This is a genomic window from Rhizobium brockwellii, assembly GCF_000769405.2.
Lineage (GTDB): Bacteria > Pseudomonadota > Alphaproteobacteria > Rhizobiales > Rhizobiaceae > Rhizobium > Rhizobium brockwellii.
Genome location: NZ_CP053439.1, coordinates 3,487,975 through 3,502,642, shown reverse-complemented (window position 1 = coordinate 3,502,642; position 14,668 = coordinate 3,487,975). Strand labels below are relative to the sequence as shown.

At 61.5% G+C, this 14,668-nt stretch carries 13 protein-coding genes; 5 read left to right on the top strand and 8 right to left on the bottom strand.

The window, feature by feature from the left end; all coding sequences use genetic code 11:
- Nucleotides 1–2: 2 nt before the first annotated feature.
- The 3 genes from RLCC275e_RS17375 to RLCC275e_RS17365 form a co-directional block, all read right to left on the bottom strand.
- Nucleotides 3–1,025, bottom strand: a complete 1,023-nt coding sequence (locus tag RLCC275e_RS17375; RefSeq protein ID WP_171816892.1) for a glycosyltransferase family 2 protein — start codon at nucleotides 1,023–1,025, stop codon at nucleotides 3–5.
- On the bottom strand, nucleotides 1,022–2,788 hold the full coding sequence (locus RLCC275e_RS17370; RefSeq protein WP_033179929.1) for a polysaccharide biosynthesis tyrosine autokinase: 1,767 nt from the start codon (nucleotides 2,786–2,788) through the stop codon (nucleotides 1,022–1,024). The genes RLCC275e_RS17375 and RLCC275e_RS17370 overlap by 4 nt, the downstream gene beginning before the upstream one ends.
- 118 nt (nucleotides 2,789–2,906) lie before the next feature.
- Nucleotides 2,907–3,608, bottom strand: a complete 702-nt coding sequence (locus RLCC275e_RS17365) for a sugar transferase (RefSeq protein ID WP_033179930.1) — start codon at nucleotides 3,606–3,608, stop codon at nucleotides 2,907–2,909.
- Between the two features lie 468 nt (nucleotides 3,609–4,076).
- Between RLCC275e_RS17365 and RLCC275e_RS17360 the strand changes: the two genes are divergently transcribed.
- The 5 genes from RLCC275e_RS17360 to RLCC275e_RS17340 all read left to right on the top strand — a co-directional run bounded on the left by RLCC275e_RS17360 (nucleotide 4,077) and on the right by RLCC275e_RS17340 (nucleotide 9,833).
- Entirely contained in the window at nucleotides 4,077–4,814 is a 738-nt protein-coding gene (locus RLCC275e_RS17360) for a Crp/Fnr family transcriptional regulator (RefSeq protein WP_003562054.1), read from the top strand.
- Entirely contained in the window at nucleotides 4,814–6,160 is a 1,347-nt protein-coding gene (locus RLCC275e_RS17355) for a glycosyltransferase family 4 protein (protein ID WP_033179932.1), read from the top strand. The genes RLCC275e_RS17360 and RLCC275e_RS17355 overlap by 1 nt, the downstream gene beginning before the upstream one ends.
- Nucleotides 6,157–7,401, top strand: a complete 1,245-nt coding sequence (locus RLCC275e_RS17350) for a glycosyltransferase family 4 protein (protein ID WP_033179933.1) — start codon at nucleotides 6,157–6,159, stop codon at nucleotides 7,399–7,401. The genes RLCC275e_RS17355 and RLCC275e_RS17350 overlap by 4 nt, the downstream gene beginning before the upstream one ends.
- Before the next feature lie 71 nt (nucleotides 7,402–7,472).
- The gene (locus RLCC275e_RS17345; RefSeq protein WP_033179934.1) at nucleotides 7,473–8,954 is read left to right on the top strand and encodes a lipopolysaccharide biosynthesis protein; all 1,482 of its coding nucleotides are present in this window, start codon (nucleotides 7,473–7,475) and stop codon (nucleotides 8,952–8,954) included.
- A gap of 51 nt (nucleotides 8,955–9,005) precedes the next feature.
- Nucleotides 9,006–9,833 carry a glycoside hydrolase family 16 protein gene (locus tag RLCC275e_RS17340; RefSeq protein ID WP_033179935.1) on the top strand — a complete coding sequence of 276 codons (828 nt, stop codon included), beginning with the start codon at nucleotides 9,006–9,008 and terminating at the stop codon, nucleotides 9,831–9,833.
- A gap of 26 nt (nucleotides 9,834–9,859) precedes the next feature.
- Here the strand turns inward: RLCC275e_RS17340 and RLCC275e_RS17335 are convergent, their stop codons facing one another.
- The 5 genes from RLCC275e_RS17335 to RLCC275e_RS17315 are packed head-to-tail and all read right to left on the bottom strand — an operon-like array spanning nucleotide 9,860 to nucleotide 14,605.
- Nucleotides 9,860–10,933: an ABC transporter ATP-binding protein gene (locus tag RLCC275e_RS17335; protein WP_033179936.1), complete on the bottom strand. Its 1,074-nt coding sequence runs from the start codon at nucleotides 10,931–10,933 to the stop codon at nucleotides 9,860–9,862.
- The gene (locus RLCC275e_RS17330) at nucleotides 10,930–11,859 is read right to left on the bottom strand and encodes a PfkB family carbohydrate kinase (protein ID WP_033179937.1); all 930 of its coding nucleotides are present in this window, start codon (nucleotides 11,857–11,859) and stop codon (nucleotides 10,930–10,932) included. The genes RLCC275e_RS17335 and RLCC275e_RS17330 overlap by 4 nt, the downstream gene beginning before the upstream one ends.
- Nucleotides 11,860–12,882 (bottom strand): SIS domain-containing protein, encoded by a 1,023-nt coding sequence (locus tag RLCC275e_RS17325; protein WP_033179938.1) that lies wholly within the window; start codon nucleotides 12,880–12,882, stop codon nucleotides 11,860–11,862.
- Entirely contained in the window at nucleotides 12,879–13,724 is an 846-nt protein-coding gene (locus RLCC275e_RS17320; RefSeq protein WP_033179939.1) for a carbohydrate ABC transporter permease, read from the bottom strand. The genes RLCC275e_RS17325 and RLCC275e_RS17320 overlap by 4 nt, the downstream gene beginning before the upstream one ends.
- Nucleotides 13,724–14,605, bottom strand: coding sequence for a carbohydrate ABC transporter permease (locus RLCC275e_RS17315; RefSeq protein ID WP_033179940.1), 882 nt, complete (start codon nucleotides 14,603–14,605; stop codon nucleotides 13,724–13,726). The genes RLCC275e_RS17320 and RLCC275e_RS17315 overlap by 1 nt, the downstream gene beginning before the upstream one ends.
- Nucleotides 14,606–14,668 lie beyond the last annotated feature (63 nt).

Sequence of the window (14,668 nt, the reverse complement as noted above, 5' to 3'; positions counted from 1 at the left end):
TGCTATCTCCGTTTCGTTGTGATCGACGCCGAAGGCATCTCGCGCGGCGAGGGATTGCCGAATTCGAGAATGCGGGACGGAGAGGCGCGGCTGACAAGAAGATCGGACAGCGCCAGCAAATTGCCGTTCAAACGTCCCCAGCGGTCGATCAAGCGGTCATTGAACAATAGACCCCGCATATTCGCCAGGATGTTACGGCCGATCTGCGTGATGGCGCGGCCCTTCGACATCGTGCCCTTCCGGATCAGGTAGACAGGATTGGCAACCTGCGAATAGCCGAGTCTTCGGCCGGGCTGGCGCCCGGATCTGACGCCGAGATGCACGCCGCAGGCGCCTTCGACACGCACCGACCTGCCGTAGCGGGCAATGGACCGGCTGAAATCGACATCCTCGAGCCAGCCGTAGAGTGGCAGTTGTTCATCAAAGGCCAGCGCGTGCTCGAGAATGGGTGAAAGGCGAACCGCCATGTTGCATCCGTAGGCGTTATAGACTTCCGTCACCTGCTCGGCTCCTTCGGCCGCAGTTTCAAGAACCTGCAGGGCGTTTGACATGCTGAGGCCGCCGTCGAGGATGCCATCGGCCAGAACTTCACCGGTGGCGATCGCCACGTCGGGGTTTGCCGCAAAGACAGCTGCCATCCGCGACAGGAAGGCTGCTGCGGGAATGAAGTCGTCATCCAGGAAGATCAGAACATCCGTATCGGCGGCGGCCGCCTGGATGATCCTGTTGCGCTGAGAGGTCAGGCCACGGCTGCCGACGATGACTTCCACATCGGGGCGGTCGGCGAGCCCGGCGGCGTCGTCGATCACGGGTACACAGACGATCAGCCGCTCGGCCTGGTCCGGCAGGGCGGCGAGATAGTCGACGGTCTCCTTGAGTATCGAGGGGCGGCCTGCCGAAGCAATCCCCACAGCCATTCGCAATGGTCGGCGCGCGTGGCCCGCCATGGCTTTAGCACGGCAAGGAACAGGCGCCGGTCCGATCGGGCCGTCCTGCCTGATTGCTTCTGCCGAAGGCGAGGTCATGACTGCATTCTTTCCGGTGCATGGTTGATGACTGCGCCGAGGATCTCCGCGCCGACATTTCGCAGTGTGTCAATGACGCGCATGGTATCGTCGATCGAGGTGCGCCCATGCGAGGTGACCACGAGGACACCGTCCAGCTCTGGCGCGATTGCATTGGCATCCGGCGAAGCGGCGAATGCGGAAATGTCGACGAATATGGCGTCGAATTCCTTTTTCAGATCGGCGAAGCTCAACTGTGTGCGGCGGGAACTCAGGCGAATGGCCGGCGTCACCGCTTCGACCTTGCCGAGGGGAAGGAATTTCAGCGTCGGGGTGAGGGGCAATGCCGCCGTCTGGATCAGTTCGCCATTGTCGAGAACATCGACGAGGCCAGTGGAACTTTGGGGCGCGATCGATTTGCTGAGTGACGACTTCTGCGCAGCCGCATCGATCAGCAGCGTGTGAGCTCCTGTTATCGACGACAGCACTGCAAGTTCGCATGCTATGGTTGAGGCTCCGCTGCCGGGATTGACCGCGACGATTCCAATGACGACCCGGCGTTTGCGTCGAAGACCGACGACCGTAGCGCTCAGCTCCGCCATGCCTGGAATAACTGGATAGGCGGCTGCGGTGCCGCTGCTGCTGGTACCGGCGGCGAGGAAACGCGCGGAGTGACCATTGCGGGTCCTCGATGTCGCCAGCAAAGTGACAAAGGGCAGCCCACCGGCTTCCGCGATCTGATTGGGCCGGACGATCCGGCGATCGCCGGCGTGTCTGATCATGGCGAGTGCGAAGCCGACGCCAAGACCAACCGCTGCCGCAAAGGCGATGATGAGCGTGCTGCGTGGTCTGGCTTTCGAAAGAGGCAGGGTCGCCCGAGAGACGATCGTGGCATCGGACACCGGATAAGTGATGCGCTGCCTGGCTTCGGTCAGCTGATTCAAGGTATTTTCATAGAGGGTGCGGCGGGCGTCAGTCGCGCTCTGCAGTTCCGCAAGCTTGAACTGATCGCGCGGATTGCTCATGAAGCTGGCCAGGGCACTGGCAGCTTCGGCCAGTCCGCGCTGCTGCTCGCTGACGAATCTCGTCAGCCATTCGCTGTATTGTCGGGACGCATTGGCCTTCATCGCGATATTCTTCTGGATATACTGCCCGGCGAGCGTGTCGGCGATGTCGACGGCCTTTTGCGGGGTCGATGCTGCAGCCGATATCTCGATAATCGTCGAACTCCCGATCCGGCGTACTCCCATCATGTTCAGCAGCGTGGCGATCGCCCGGTCATGGATCCGCCCGTCCTCGATCTGCTGTTGCGGCTGTGTGCCAGGCAGTCCTGCGCCCGCCGCTTCCTGCGATGCCGTATCCGGTTCGGAAGAAGCGCCCATCAACCAGTTCTTTGCCCTGACCTGCAGCGAAGGCGTCTGATCGACAAAGTCAGGATCGGTATCGAGACCAAGTGCGGTTACCGTTCCACCGACGACATCGCTGGATTTGGCGATCTCCAACTGTCCCTCGATGAACGCATCTTCCGCGAAAGCCCTCTGTGCTTCGGAGCCGCTGACCTGGGGGAAGATCACAAGTTGCGTGTTGGCAACGAACGTCGGTTCGGCGGTCAGCACGTAGCTCCCTGCCAATACGAGGAAAGCGAAAGTCGTCGCCGCAATCCACAGCCAGCGCATTCTGAGAAAGAAGAGCATATCCCGCAAGGTGAGCGGCGAATTCCCGCCGGTGGCTGCGGCAGGCAGAGATATCGGAGAAACACCGCTGAAGATCGTGCTTGAGGTCATGTCGTCCTAATCCAAAATGGCGAGATCACGGAGTAACCAGGTAGTGGCAGCTTGGAGGGACGGGGGAGTAGCGTGTCTTCCGATTCCAGGCCTGATCGGCTGCTCTCCCCATGAATGCTCAATACGAGCCGCGCTGGGAAAACAGCGCGGGAATGGTCTTGGCAATGATGATGAAGTCCCGGCCGAGCGACCAATTGCTGAGATAGTGAACGTCGAGGGAAACTCGGTACTCGTAACTGACATCATTGCGCCCGCTGGTCTGCCAGTGACCGGTCAGGCCCGGGCGGACGGCCATATAGGCCCATATATGCTCGCCGTAGCGCGGCAATTCCTCGGCGGTGATCGGCCGGGGACCGACAAGGCTCATGTCGCCACGCACGATATTGATCAGTTGGGGAAGCTCGTCGATGCTCGACCGCCTGAGGATATCACCGACGGCCGTGATCCTCGGATCGTCCTTCAGCTTGCGTGTCTCTTCCCATTCGCTTCGCGCAGCCGGGTTGTTTTGCAGCAATTCGGCAAGCTGAGCACCCGCATTGGTCTTCATCGTGCGAAACTTGAGGCATCCGAACGGCGTACCGCCGACGCCGATGCGCGTATGGGAATAGAAGATCGGGCCGCGGTCGCTTATCTTCACGATCATCGCGACGATCAACAGAAGCGGGGAAAGCATAATCAGGGCCGTGACTGCAATGAGAAGGTCTAGCGCGCGCTTCGACGATCTGCCTGCCGCACGAGGCCGGGACGAATGGAGATCGCCGCCTTTCGCGGACCGTCCGACACGCGACCAAGCCTCGAAACTATGTGCTTCCCATGTCATCGGTGGTCTCCAAAACATTCCGATTAAGAACCGTTCAAACTTTGCTGCGCCGCACTCTGGTTGTCTGTTACCAAGGTCATAATCCTTAACAAATTCTTTATGCTACTAACGGGCAATCGAGAATTAGGACTACACCTGGATGGCCTTCTTTTCAATTAAAACGACAATCTAATCTAATTCGTGGTGATTATCTGCTGCTGATTCTTTATTAGTTTTGATATCATCATTTCGATTATTGCTGTTTTTTATTCACTAAGCCATTTTATTAGGCAGCGATCTTCGGTCACGTGGCGGTTTTTTGGCTTAGTTGAGATTTTGAGTCCTTTGTATGGTGTATATTTTGTTCTGAAGTTAAATATATACTCTATCTTTACGTCATATCTCCGTGATGTTATTTGACTCTCATATTAAGGCAATATAAATGATGCAGTGCAGCATTGCCTATGGTTATCGAGTGGAGTTAGGCGCATGGATGGGGCAACACACGCATCAGATCGCAGGGCCGGCATCGGCAAGGCGGCGATATCAGCTAACGGCGGAATTCATCTCAACAGCCGCATCGTCATCGACGACGAATTCCTTTCCTGCCGGTCGAGCGTCCGGCGTTTCCGGCGCGGCGAGATCATTGCCGGGGCCGGCGTCCTCGTCGATACGTTCGCGCGCGTGCATTCGGGGGTGGTCAGCGCAAGCACGATGCTGCCCGACGGCAGGGAATTCATCGTCGAGATCATTCCGAAATCCGGCCTCATCGGCGAGCTCGAGGTTCTGCGCAGGCAGACGTTGAACCTCGAATACCGCGCCGGTTCCGCCTGCGAACTGCATTTCTTCGAAGGCCGGCTGCTGCGTGACATGTACGCCAGCGATCCCTGTTTTCGCGAAAAGGTCTTCTCCAGGGCTCTGGCGCGTATTTCAGAGCTTGAACTTCGGATCATTGCGAATGCGGCGTCGAGCCTGCAGTCGAGGCTGGCCAGCACGCTGCTGCGGCTCTCTATTGTTTATGGAAAAGATGCAGCAAACAGCGGCGACGAACTGATCATCTCGCAAAATGATCTGGCCGCGACGCTGCCGGCGTCCCGCGAGAAGGTCAATCAATGCCTGCGGCGCCTGCGGGAAGGTAAGATCATCGACGGGGGCCAGGGTAAGATCCGCATCCTCAACCGCAAGGCGCTGGAGGCTTGTGCCAACGGCGCAGTTTCGGTGAAGTGATGCGCCCGTCGCTTCCAGAGGTCCTGCGATCCGCCGCAAGCGTCGGCCGGTTTCCCGGCCCCGGCATCACAAAGATCGATCGCGTGGTCATCATCGACGACTATTCGGTCGCCAGAGGCGGTGCGACGGCGCTGGCGGTGCTGTCCGCCAAGCTTTTTCGGGAACTCGACATCCCCGTGACTTATATTTGCGGGGATGACGCCGCCAATGTCGAGCTTGTCGCCCTTGGAGTCTCAATGGTCGGGCTGAACAGCCGCGACCTGCTCAGCGCCGAGCGAGCGAAGGCTTTCGTGACCGGCATTCACAATGGCGCCGCCGTCCGTATGGTCGCGAACTGGATTGCCGCCAACGACACCGCCAATACCGTCTACCATGTGCATGGCTGGCACCAGATTCTGTCTCCTGCAATTTTCAGGGCGCTGCTGCCGGTCGCCAGACGCTGCGTGGTGCACGCGCATGATTTCTTCACGGCCTGCCCCAACGGCGCCTTCTTCGACTATCAGGCGCAGGAAATCTGCCTTCGACGCCCGCTCGGCGGAAGCTGCATTGCGACAGCCTGCGACAAGAGAAGTTATTCGCACAAATTGTGGCGGGCTGCCCGCGGTTCCAATATCCTTCGGCTTCTGAAGGACCAGGCCGATTTCGGCCGGATCATCCTGCTGCATGAGAAGATGGCGAGTTTCCTCGTAGGCGCCGGCTACCGAGCTGAGCGGCTGACGACGATCCGCAATCCCGTCGCTCCACTGTCGATCAAACGCATCGAGGCGGAAGCCAACGACGAGTTCGTCTTCATCGGACGGCTGGACGAGGAGAAAGGCGCGGAGGACGCCGTGGCTGCAACACGCAGGGCCGGTGTCAAGCTCTGCGTGATCGGGGACGGGCCGCTGATGCCGCTGGTTAAGGCTTCGGGGGATCACGTCAGGGCCGTCGGCTGGCAGTCGCATGCGGAAATCGGCTCGACCATCCGCAACGCGCGCGCATTGTTGATGCCCTCGCGTTATCCGGAGCCATTCGGCCTCGTCGCTATCGAAGCGGCCAGAAGCGGCCTGCCGGTCATCCTGTCGCGCAGCGCCTTCCTGGCCGAAGAGATGGAGAGGGCAGGCATGGCGCTTTCCTGCGACACGGCTGACGAACGCGCCTTTGCCGATACGTTGACGAGATTCAGCGAGATGCCGAGCCATGAGGTTCGCGCCATGAGCGATCGCGCCTTCCGGCTATCGCGCGATCTCGCATCGACACATGAAGAGTGGCGCGATGCGCTTCTTGCGGAATACCACAGCCTGATTTCGACGCATGCGGTTCCCGAGCCAACGGACGGGGTGGCGATACAAGGAGTATTCAGTTGACCCTTAAAGCAACGACCTCTCTTCCCGACGCGAGGGCATTTCTCGGCGATGCGCCTGTCATGGCGAAAAGACGTGTCACTGAGGCTGGAAGCGCGAGCGACACCAAGCAGCTTCGTGTCGCCATCGTGCATTATTGGCTCGTTTCGATGCGCGGCGGCGAGAAGGTCGTCGAAGAGCTGTGCCGGATGTTTCCGCAGGCCGACATCTTCACCCTCGTCTGCAACCGCGATCGCATCAGCGATTTTCTGAAGACGCGGAATATCCGCACATCCTTCCTGCAGAAGATCCCCGGCGCGCAACGGCATTATACCAAGATGCTGCCGCTGATGCCCTTCGCGCTGGAGCAGTTCGATCTGCAGGAATACGATCTCGTGCTGTCGAGCGAATCCGGACCCGCCAAAGGCATCATCACGCGCGCCGACGCCCTTCACATCTGCTACTGCCACTCGCCGATGCGTTACATCTGGGATCAGTTCCATGTGTACCGGCATGGCCTTCCCTGGGTCGGTCGGGCAATGATGTCGCTCACCGCGCCGATGCTGCGCGCGTGGGATGTGACGACCGCATCACGGGTCGACACGTTCGTCGCCAATTCCGACTATGTCGCAAGCCGCATCCGGCGTTTCTACGACCGGGATTCCGTCGTCATCCACCCGCCGGTTGCGACCGATGATTTCGCGGTGGGGAAGGGCAAAGGCGAGTTCTATCTCTATGCGGGACAGCTGACCACCTATAAGCGGCCGGATATCGCCGTTCGCGCCTGCACCGAAGCCGGCCGGAAACTGGTCGTGATCGGCGAGGGAGAGCAATTGGCCTATCTGAAGTCGATTGCCGGGCCGACCGTTCAGTTCCTTGGTCACCAGCCTTTCAATGTTCTGCGCGACCACCTGTCGCGATGCCGCGCCCTGCTGTTTCCGGGCACGGAGGATTTCGGCATTCTGCCTGTGGAAGCCATGGCATCCGGCCGGCCGGTGCTCGCCTTCGATGCCGGCGGCGCCAGGGAAACCGTTTCCTCGCCGCTGGTCGGGTTGCGTTTCGCGCAACAGACCACGGAAGCCCTGCTGGAAACAATGGCGGCGTTCGAGGAGATCGAGGATGACATCGATCCGCAGGCGATCCGCGCGCATTCGCTGAAATTTTCCTCCACCGTATTCCGCGAGCGGCTGACCGGCCTCATCGATCAGCAACTGTCCAAGCGTGCCGATCGATCCGTCGACCCCTTCAGAAGACGGGCGGGTTGATGGGCCAGGACAGCGACCTTGCCTCCCTGCCTTGGCCTGACGCGTTTCATGCCGCCGACGAGGAATAGACTATGTCAAGCGTATCGCAGAGGACGGCGACGGCGAGTATCTGGACCATCAGCGGCAAATTCCTCGCGAGATCGCTCGATTTCGTCAGCCTTCTGGTCCTCGCCAGGCTGCTGAGCCCGGCGGATTTCGGTCTGGTTGCCATCGCCACCTCGGTTCTGGTCATCGTCGAGGCGGTGCTGGATCTGCCGTTGACGCAGGCGCTGATGCGTCTGCCGTCGCCTTCGGATGATATGTTTGCCACGGCCTTCACCCTCAGCCTGCTTCGTGGGGTGGCCATCAGCGTGCTGATGATGCTGATCTCCTGGCCGATGGCGCTGATCTATGAAGATTCCCGGCTATTCTCGCTTGTCGCCGTTCTCTCCATCGCGCCTGCGATGCGAAGCGTGATCAGCCCGCGCATGATACTCTTTATGCAGCGGTTCGATTTCAGACGCGAGTTCGCGCTCGATCTCATCGCCAAAGGATCGACGCTGCTGTTCGGTGTGGGCGTGGCGGTGGCGACCGGCAGCTATTGGGGGCTGGCGATCGGAGCGGTTGCAGGCCCGACCGCAGCGGCGATTACCTCCTATGTGTTCGCGCCGATGCGGCCGAAGTTCAGCCTTTCCGAATGGAAGCATTTCCAGGACATGATCAGCTGGAACACCGTGTCGCAGGTGCTGAATTCGATCAATTGGCAGCTGGACCGGCTGCTTTTGCCGCGCTTTACCGGCCTGTCGACATTCGGTGCCTTCAGCGTCGCCGACAATATCGCCGGCATTCCATACCAGACTTTCGTCGGACCGCTGTTGCGCCCGCTGATGGCGGCATTCTCCGCTGTCGACGACCGCCGCAACATGGTGGCCGCCTATCTGAAGGCGACGAACGCGATCACTTTCGTCGCAGCACCCATCCTCATCGCGCTTGCCTTTCTTGCCGAGCCGAGCGTGCGTATCATCGTCGGCGAGAAATGGGCTTCCGCCGCGCCGATCCTGCAATGGCTCTGCCTCGTCAGCCTTCTCGGTCTTCCGACGAATATGATGCCGGCATTGGCCATGGTCATGAACAATACGCGTTACGTCGCTCTCAGGATGTTTGCCGAGTTCGCCGTCAGGGTACCGGTCACCGTCCTCGGCATCGCTTATTTTCAGGTGCCAGGCGCACTCGGCGCGCGGATCGTGGCAGTGCTCGTCGCCTATGCCGCATCGCTCATCATTACGCGGCGGCTGATCGGCGCGACATTTGCTGCGCAGTTGAATTCGTTTTTGCGGCCCATGGTCGCAAGCTTGCCGATGATCGCTTTCCTGCTCTGGGTAGAGCCGATGCTTGTCGCGATGCCCGTAGGCCTCAATCTTATCTTCGGCCTGGCGTTTTGCGGCGGGGCGTCAGCGGCGATCTTCTGGGCATTCGCGCTGCTGCTATGGCAGGTCGTCGGAAGGCCTGATGGTATCGAGACCATTATCGTTCAAAGGCTCATGCCGCGACGAAACGGCGTTTTGACGTCGTAATCGAGTGAAGTGCAGTCCAACGATTTGTTTGGCGTTTTCGAAGGAGTAGCTATGCGTTACGGGATATCGTCTAAGGGGCTCGGCTTGCTCGTCGTCCTCGCCATGGGTGCGCTGCCCGGCCAGCCCAGCGTGGCCCAGGAACCGCTCAATATCAATGCGTACCAGCTGACGTTCGAGGAGAATTTCGACAGTCTCGACGTTTCGACCTGGGGCGAGAACGGCTCCCGCTGGATCGCCCATACGCCCTGGAACGGCGATTTCGGTGACGCCCGCTTCACAGATCCGGCCCCCGGCTTTCCCTTTACCACCGATCAGGGAATTCTGAAGATCGAAGCGCGCAAGGGGGCCGATGGAACCTGGCGCTCGGGTCTGCTCTCGTCCGTGAACCCGAAAGGCGAAGGCTTCTCTCAGCAATTCGGCTATTTCGAAGCGCGGATGAAGCTGCCGCCCGGCAAGGGTGTCTGGCCGGCCTTCTGGCTTATCGGCCTCGACCGGACGAAATACACCGCCGAGATCGATGTCCTGGAATATTATGGACGCGCGCCTTACGAATTCAGCATGGGCTTTCATATCTGGCGTCAGAGCCAGGGTGGCGAGAACACCACCGGCGGCAATTGGAAAACTGTCCCGGAAGGAAGTTTGAACAACGAATATCACACCTATGGCGTCGATATCCAAGCTGACAAGACGAGCTTCTACCTCGACCGTCAGTTCATCTGGAGCTTCGACACGCCGAAGGAGTTCCACATGCCGTTCTATCCGCTGGTGAACCTGGCGCTCGGCTCGGGTTGGCCGATCGATGAAACGCCAAACCCTTCCATTCTGCTGGTCGACTATATTCACGTCTACCAACGAAAGCCCGTCGACGCGGCGAATTGAATGGCTGACGGGAAGCCGTTCTGTCGTTAAAAGCCGCAGCTGAGACCGGTTTCCGGATCGAAGAGATGCATTGCCTCTTCGTCGAAGAAAAGGGTGAGCTTCTCGTTGTCGCGGATCGGCGTGCGTGGCGGCAGGCAGGCCATCAGGCGCTGATTTCCAGCAAGGGCGGTGACGACGAGTTCCGGGCCGGTCAGCTCTGCAACCTCAAGGGTTGCTTCGATCGACGGGCCGGTGCCGTCCGTGCGAAGCGCCTCGGGACGAATGCCGAGGATAAGGTCGCGGCCATTGCCGGCCGTCTCGCGGAAACGGGCGGGCAGGGGCAGGCTGGCATCGGAACCTGAAAGCGCCAGCCGACCGTCACGCGCCGTCGCCTTCAGCAGGTTCATCGGCGGCGCGCCGACGAAGGTCGCGACATAGAGCGTTGCCGGATGGTTGTAGATCTCTTCCGGCGTGCCCAACTGCTCGATGCGGCCGTCGCGCATCACGGCGATGCGGCTTGCAAGCGTCATTGCCTCGATCTGGTCATGGGTGACATAGACGACCGTGGTTTTCAGCATTTGATGCAGCCGCTTGATTTCGGTGCGCATCTCCATGCGCAGTTTGGCGTCGAGATTGGAGAGCGGTTCGTCGAAGAGGAATACCTCCGGCTTGCGCACCAGCGCGCGGCCGATGGCGACGCGCTGGCGCTGGCCGCCGGAAAGCTGGCTCGGCTTGCGGTCGAGGAGGCTTTCGATTTGCAGGAGCTTTGCGGCATCGCGCACGGCCCTGTCGCGCTCGGGTACTGCCACCTTGCGCATTTCCAGGCCGAAGCCAATGTTCCGATGCACCGTCAGATTGGGATAGAGCGCGTAGGACTGAAAGACCATAGCGATATCGCGGTCCTTCGGATGCACGCTGAGCACTGAGCGGCCGCCGATCCTGACATCGCCGCTCGTCGCCTCGGCAAGGCCGGCGATGATGTTCAGCAGGGTGGACTTGCCGCAGCCGGAGGAGCCGAGCAGCACCAGGAATTCGCCGCTTTCCAATGAGATGTCGATGCCTTTCAGCGTCTCGACGTCGCCATAGGTCTTGCGGATGTTCTGAATTTCGAGCGCGCTCATCGCACGGGCTCCTGAAGAGATGTCGGGCCGCCATAGTTGCGGGGCAGGGTGGAAATGGCGCGCGAGGCAACCTCGGTTCCCGCCATCAGGCAGGAAACCAGCGGCTCATCGCTTGCGAGCGCGGCGAGAAAGGCGGCGTTGAAGACATCGCCGGCACCGATCGTATCGACGACCTCGACAGCGGGTGCCGCCACCGAAACCAAGTTGCCGTCCGGTCCGATCGCGAGAGCGCCGTCCGGACCGCGCTTGACGACGACAATCGCACCCTCCGGCATATGCGACCGGATGTGACGCGCCGCCTCGATCGGATCGGCGATGCCGGCAAGCGTCGTCGATTCGACCTCGTTCAGCAGCGCGACACCGCTGCGGGAGAGCCAGGCGCGTGTCGCTGCGCAGTTCTCGTCGGTCCAACCGTCGAGCGGCCAGCCGGTATCGAGCGCGACGGTGATGCGATGGCTGTCGGCCCAGTCGAAGAAGGCGTCATAATCCGCTGTCAGGTCGTCGGTCAGGAACGAACCGCAGAGAAGGGCGTAGCCGCCCTGCAGCCTGGCACCCTCGATGACCGCGAAGACATCGGCCAGGCTGAAACGCGGCAGGTGGCCCCTCGTCGTGAAGAAGGTGCGCTCGCCGTCCGGATGGGTGATGCCGACGGAGAGCGTTGTTTTCTCAGGACGTACCGGCCACTTGTCGGAACGGTGGCCGAAGGCTTCGCTCAGCCAGTGGCCGAACTGGTCACTGCCGATATTGGCGGCGATCTCGAATTCGACGCCGAGCGCTTGCCAGGCGAGCGCGCTGTTGCCGGCGGCTCCGCCGACGCGCAACTCGTCATGGTCGACGATGATCTCCGTCCCGGCTTTCGGCCAGGGGGCGGCCGGTCCGAGGATCAGGTCGACGTTGACGTTGCCGATGACTGCAAGCGGCCGCATTCATTCGCTCCGGGTGATCTTGGTGGAGCGGACCGGCGTTCCGGCATTCTCCACGCGGGCGTCGGCAAAGGCGATCATCAGCCGCTGGGCGACCGGCAGCATGGCGAAGATCGCAGCAAGACCGATTGCCGGGGCAAAGCGGATCGTCACCGCGCCGGCGACCGACGCTTCGCCCGAGGCGTCGAACAGGATAACGGGGGCGCCGGTCTCGACGGCGGATGTCGCCATTGCGGTGACCAGGCCGGCCGTTTCGTCCATGCCGCGGAACAGCACGACGCCGATCTCCGGCCCCAGCATCTCCATCGGTCCGTGGCGCAGCTGGCCGCCTTCGAGCGAGAAGCAGGGACGGCGCGACAGTTCCGTCAATCCGAGCGCCAGCGCCTCGGCGATACCCTGTAGCCGGCGGCCTGACGTGACGATGGTCGCGACATTTTCGAGCGCGGTGAGCGCGGCAGCGATGTCATGGTCTTCCGGCGCTTTGAGGGCGGCAATCGCGGCGTCTGGATCTTCGCCGAGGGCGGAAAGGATCGCCAGATGCAGGGCGAAGGTCACCGTCAGGCTGCGTGTCGCAGCGAAGGCAAGCTCGGTGCCGCCGGCGCCGATGAGCGACGGGGCGGTTCTTGCGAGGAAGGAACTGCCTTCGAGGGTCAGGCCGAAGGTCTCCTCGGTGCCATCGGTCTCATTGAACCAGCGCACGACCTCGGCGCTTTCGCCGGATTGCGAGGTGACGAAGATCGTCCTACCGGCGATCGGCAGCGGCTGGCCGAGCTGCTCGGACAGCGGCAGGGCGACGGCATCGATGCCGAGGGCCCGGTAGAGCGGCTCGACGGTGCGGTTGACGGCATGCGAACCGCCCATACCGATGAGCAGCAGCCTGCCGGTCTTTTTCAGCGAAGCGGCGGCTCCTGCCGCCATCGGCTGGGCCGCTTCATAGGAGGCGATCGCATCGACATGCTGGCGCGCCATTTCGCGATCGATTGCCGCAAGGCCGGCCGGCCGCTTTTTCTCTGCTGTCATGTTCATCCCTTGACGCCGCCGCTGGTGAGCCCCGAAATCAGGGCGCGTTGCATGATAAGACCGATCAGTACCGGCGGCAGGGCGGCGAGCACGCCTGCCGTCGCGATCAGTCCGTAATCGGAAACGCGGCCGCCGGCGAGATCGGCAATGGCGACAGTCAGCGTCTTGGCGCGCTGGTCCGAGGTGAAGAGCAGCGCATAGAAGAATTCATCCCAGGCAAGCAGGAAGGCAAAGAGGCTTGAGGTCGCCACCACAGGGGCGGCCAGCGGCAGCGTGATGATCCGCAGCGTCTGAAACAGGCCGGCGCCGTCGATCATCGCGGCGGATTCGATCTCGCGCGGGATGGAATCGAAGCCCGATTTCATCAACCAGGTGGTGAAGGGCGCGAGAATTGTCAGATAGACGAGGGCGAGGCCGAAGACGTTGTTCAGCAATCCGAGATGGGAAAGCCCCATATAGAGCGGCACGGCGAGCGCCACCGGCGGCAGCATGTAGGTGGCGATTACCATCGACAGCGACCAGCCGACCGAGGGCGTGCGCGACACGGCCCAGCCGGCCGGAATGGCGAGCGCGATGGCGGCGATCGTCGCCATGCCCGCCACCTCGATGCTGTTGCGCAGCGACGAGGTGAAGGCGGCGCCGGCGCTGTTTTCGAGCGTCGAGAGCAGTACGCCATAGCGAGAGAAATCTACCGTCTGCGGCCACCAGCGCAGCGGCTTTGCCGCAAGGTCGGCGGCCGGCGAGATGCTCATGATGAACAACCACAGGATCGGCGCCAGGATGACAGCGGCAAGCAGCAGCGCGCAGAGGTAAATGAAAACAGAAAAAAGCGGGCTCTGGCGTTCCATCAGGCGCTCCCGGCCGTCTTGCGCACCAGAGCGGCGTAGCCGGCGGCAAGCAGCGTCACCAGCAGAGTGACGATCAATGCCAGCGAGGCGCCGGAGCCTGCCCGCTGGAAGGAGAAGGCTTCCTGATAGACGAGGATCGACAGCGTGCGCGTGCTGTTGGCCGGCCCGCCGCGGGTCATGACCCAGATGATGTCGAACACCTTGAAGGCCTCGATCGTGCGCAGCACCAGGGCCACCATCAATGGACCGGCGAGATAGGGCAGGATGACGAAGCGGAAGCGGGCGAAAGCGCCGGCGCCGTCGACCAGCGAGGCGGCGGTGATATCGCGCGGCACGGCCTGAAGTGCGGCCAGCGCGATCAGCGCCACCAGCGGGAAATTCTTCCAGCAGTCGGCGACGATGAGGGCCGCCAGCGCCGTGCCCGGTTCGCCGAGCCAGGAGCGGTACGCCTCCAGCAGGCCGAGCTGGGTCAATGCGGCGTTCAGTGCGCCGTATTCGGGATTGTAAATCAGCCGCCAGAGTGTGGCGTTGACGACGGTCGGCAGTGCCCAGGGCAGGATCATCAGGGCGCGAAGCGCGGTGCGGCCGCGAAACTGCTGGTTCAGTAGCAGGGCTGCCAACACGCCGATCACCATTTCGGCGGCGACCGAGACGATCGCGAACCATGCGGTGGTAACAAGCGTGCGCTGGAAATTCGAGCCGGAGATCATCTTTGCGTAATTGTCGATGCCGACGAAGCTGCCTTCCGTGCCGACGAGCTTGGCATCGGTGAAGGAGAGGCCGACGGTATCGATCAGAGGCCAGCCGATGACTGATATCATGACCACGAGAAGCGGCACCATCAAAAGCCACGCGCGCGTTGTCAGCCAAGTGCCCGACATCAAGGCGACCCTTCTTCATTATCGGTTTGGAGACCGGGCGACGGCGGGCGCCGCCCGGGGTTT

Coding starts and splice junctions, on each gene's coding strand:
- RLCC275e_RS17355 (WP_033179932.1), top strand. CDS start 4,814: ATGCGCCCGTCGCTTCCAGAGGTCCTGCGATCCGCCGCAAGCGTCGGC.
- RLCC275e_RS17345 (WP_033179934.1), top strand. CDS start 7,473: ATGTCAAGCGTATCGCAGAGGACGGCGACGGCGAGTATCTGGACCATC.
- RLCC275e_RS17370 (WP_033179929.1), bottom strand. CDS start 2,788: ATGACCTCAAGCACGATCTTCAGCGGTGTTTCTCCGATATCTCTGCCT.
- RLCC275e_RS17340 (WP_033179935.1), top strand. CDS start 9,006: ATGCGTTACGGGATATCGTCTAAGGGGCTCGGCTTGCTCGTCGTCCTC.
- RLCC275e_RS17330 (WP_033179937.1), bottom strand. CDS start 11,859: ATGCGGCCGCTTGCAGTCATCGGCAACGTCAACGTCGACCTGATCCTC.
- RLCC275e_RS17375 (WP_171816892.1), bottom strand. CDS start 1,025: ATGACCTCGCCTTCGGCAGAAGCAATCAGGCAGGACGGCCCGATCGGA.
- RLCC275e_RS17365 (WP_033179930.1), bottom strand. CDS start 3,608: ATGACATGGGAAGCACATAGTTTCGAGGCTTGGTCGCGTGTCGGACGG.
- RLCC275e_RS17315 (WP_033179940.1), bottom strand. CDS start 14,605: ATGTCGGGCACTTGGCTGACAACGCGCGCGTGGCTTTTGATGGTGCCG.
- RLCC275e_RS17320 (WP_033179939.1), bottom strand. CDS start 13,724: ATGGAACGCCAGAGCCCGCTTTTTTCTGTTTTCATTTACCTCTGCGCG.
- RLCC275e_RS17335 (WP_033179936.1), bottom strand. CDS start 10,933: ATGAGCGCGCTCGAAATTCAGAACATCCGCAAGACCTATGGCGACGTC.
- RLCC275e_RS17325 (WP_033179938.1), bottom strand. CDS start 12,882: ATGAACATGACAGCAGAGAAAAAGCGGCCGGCCGGCCTTGCGGCAATC.
- RLCC275e_RS17360 (WP_003562054.1), top strand. CDS start 4,077: ATGGATGGGGCAACACACGCATCAGATCGCAGGGCCGGCATCGGCAAG.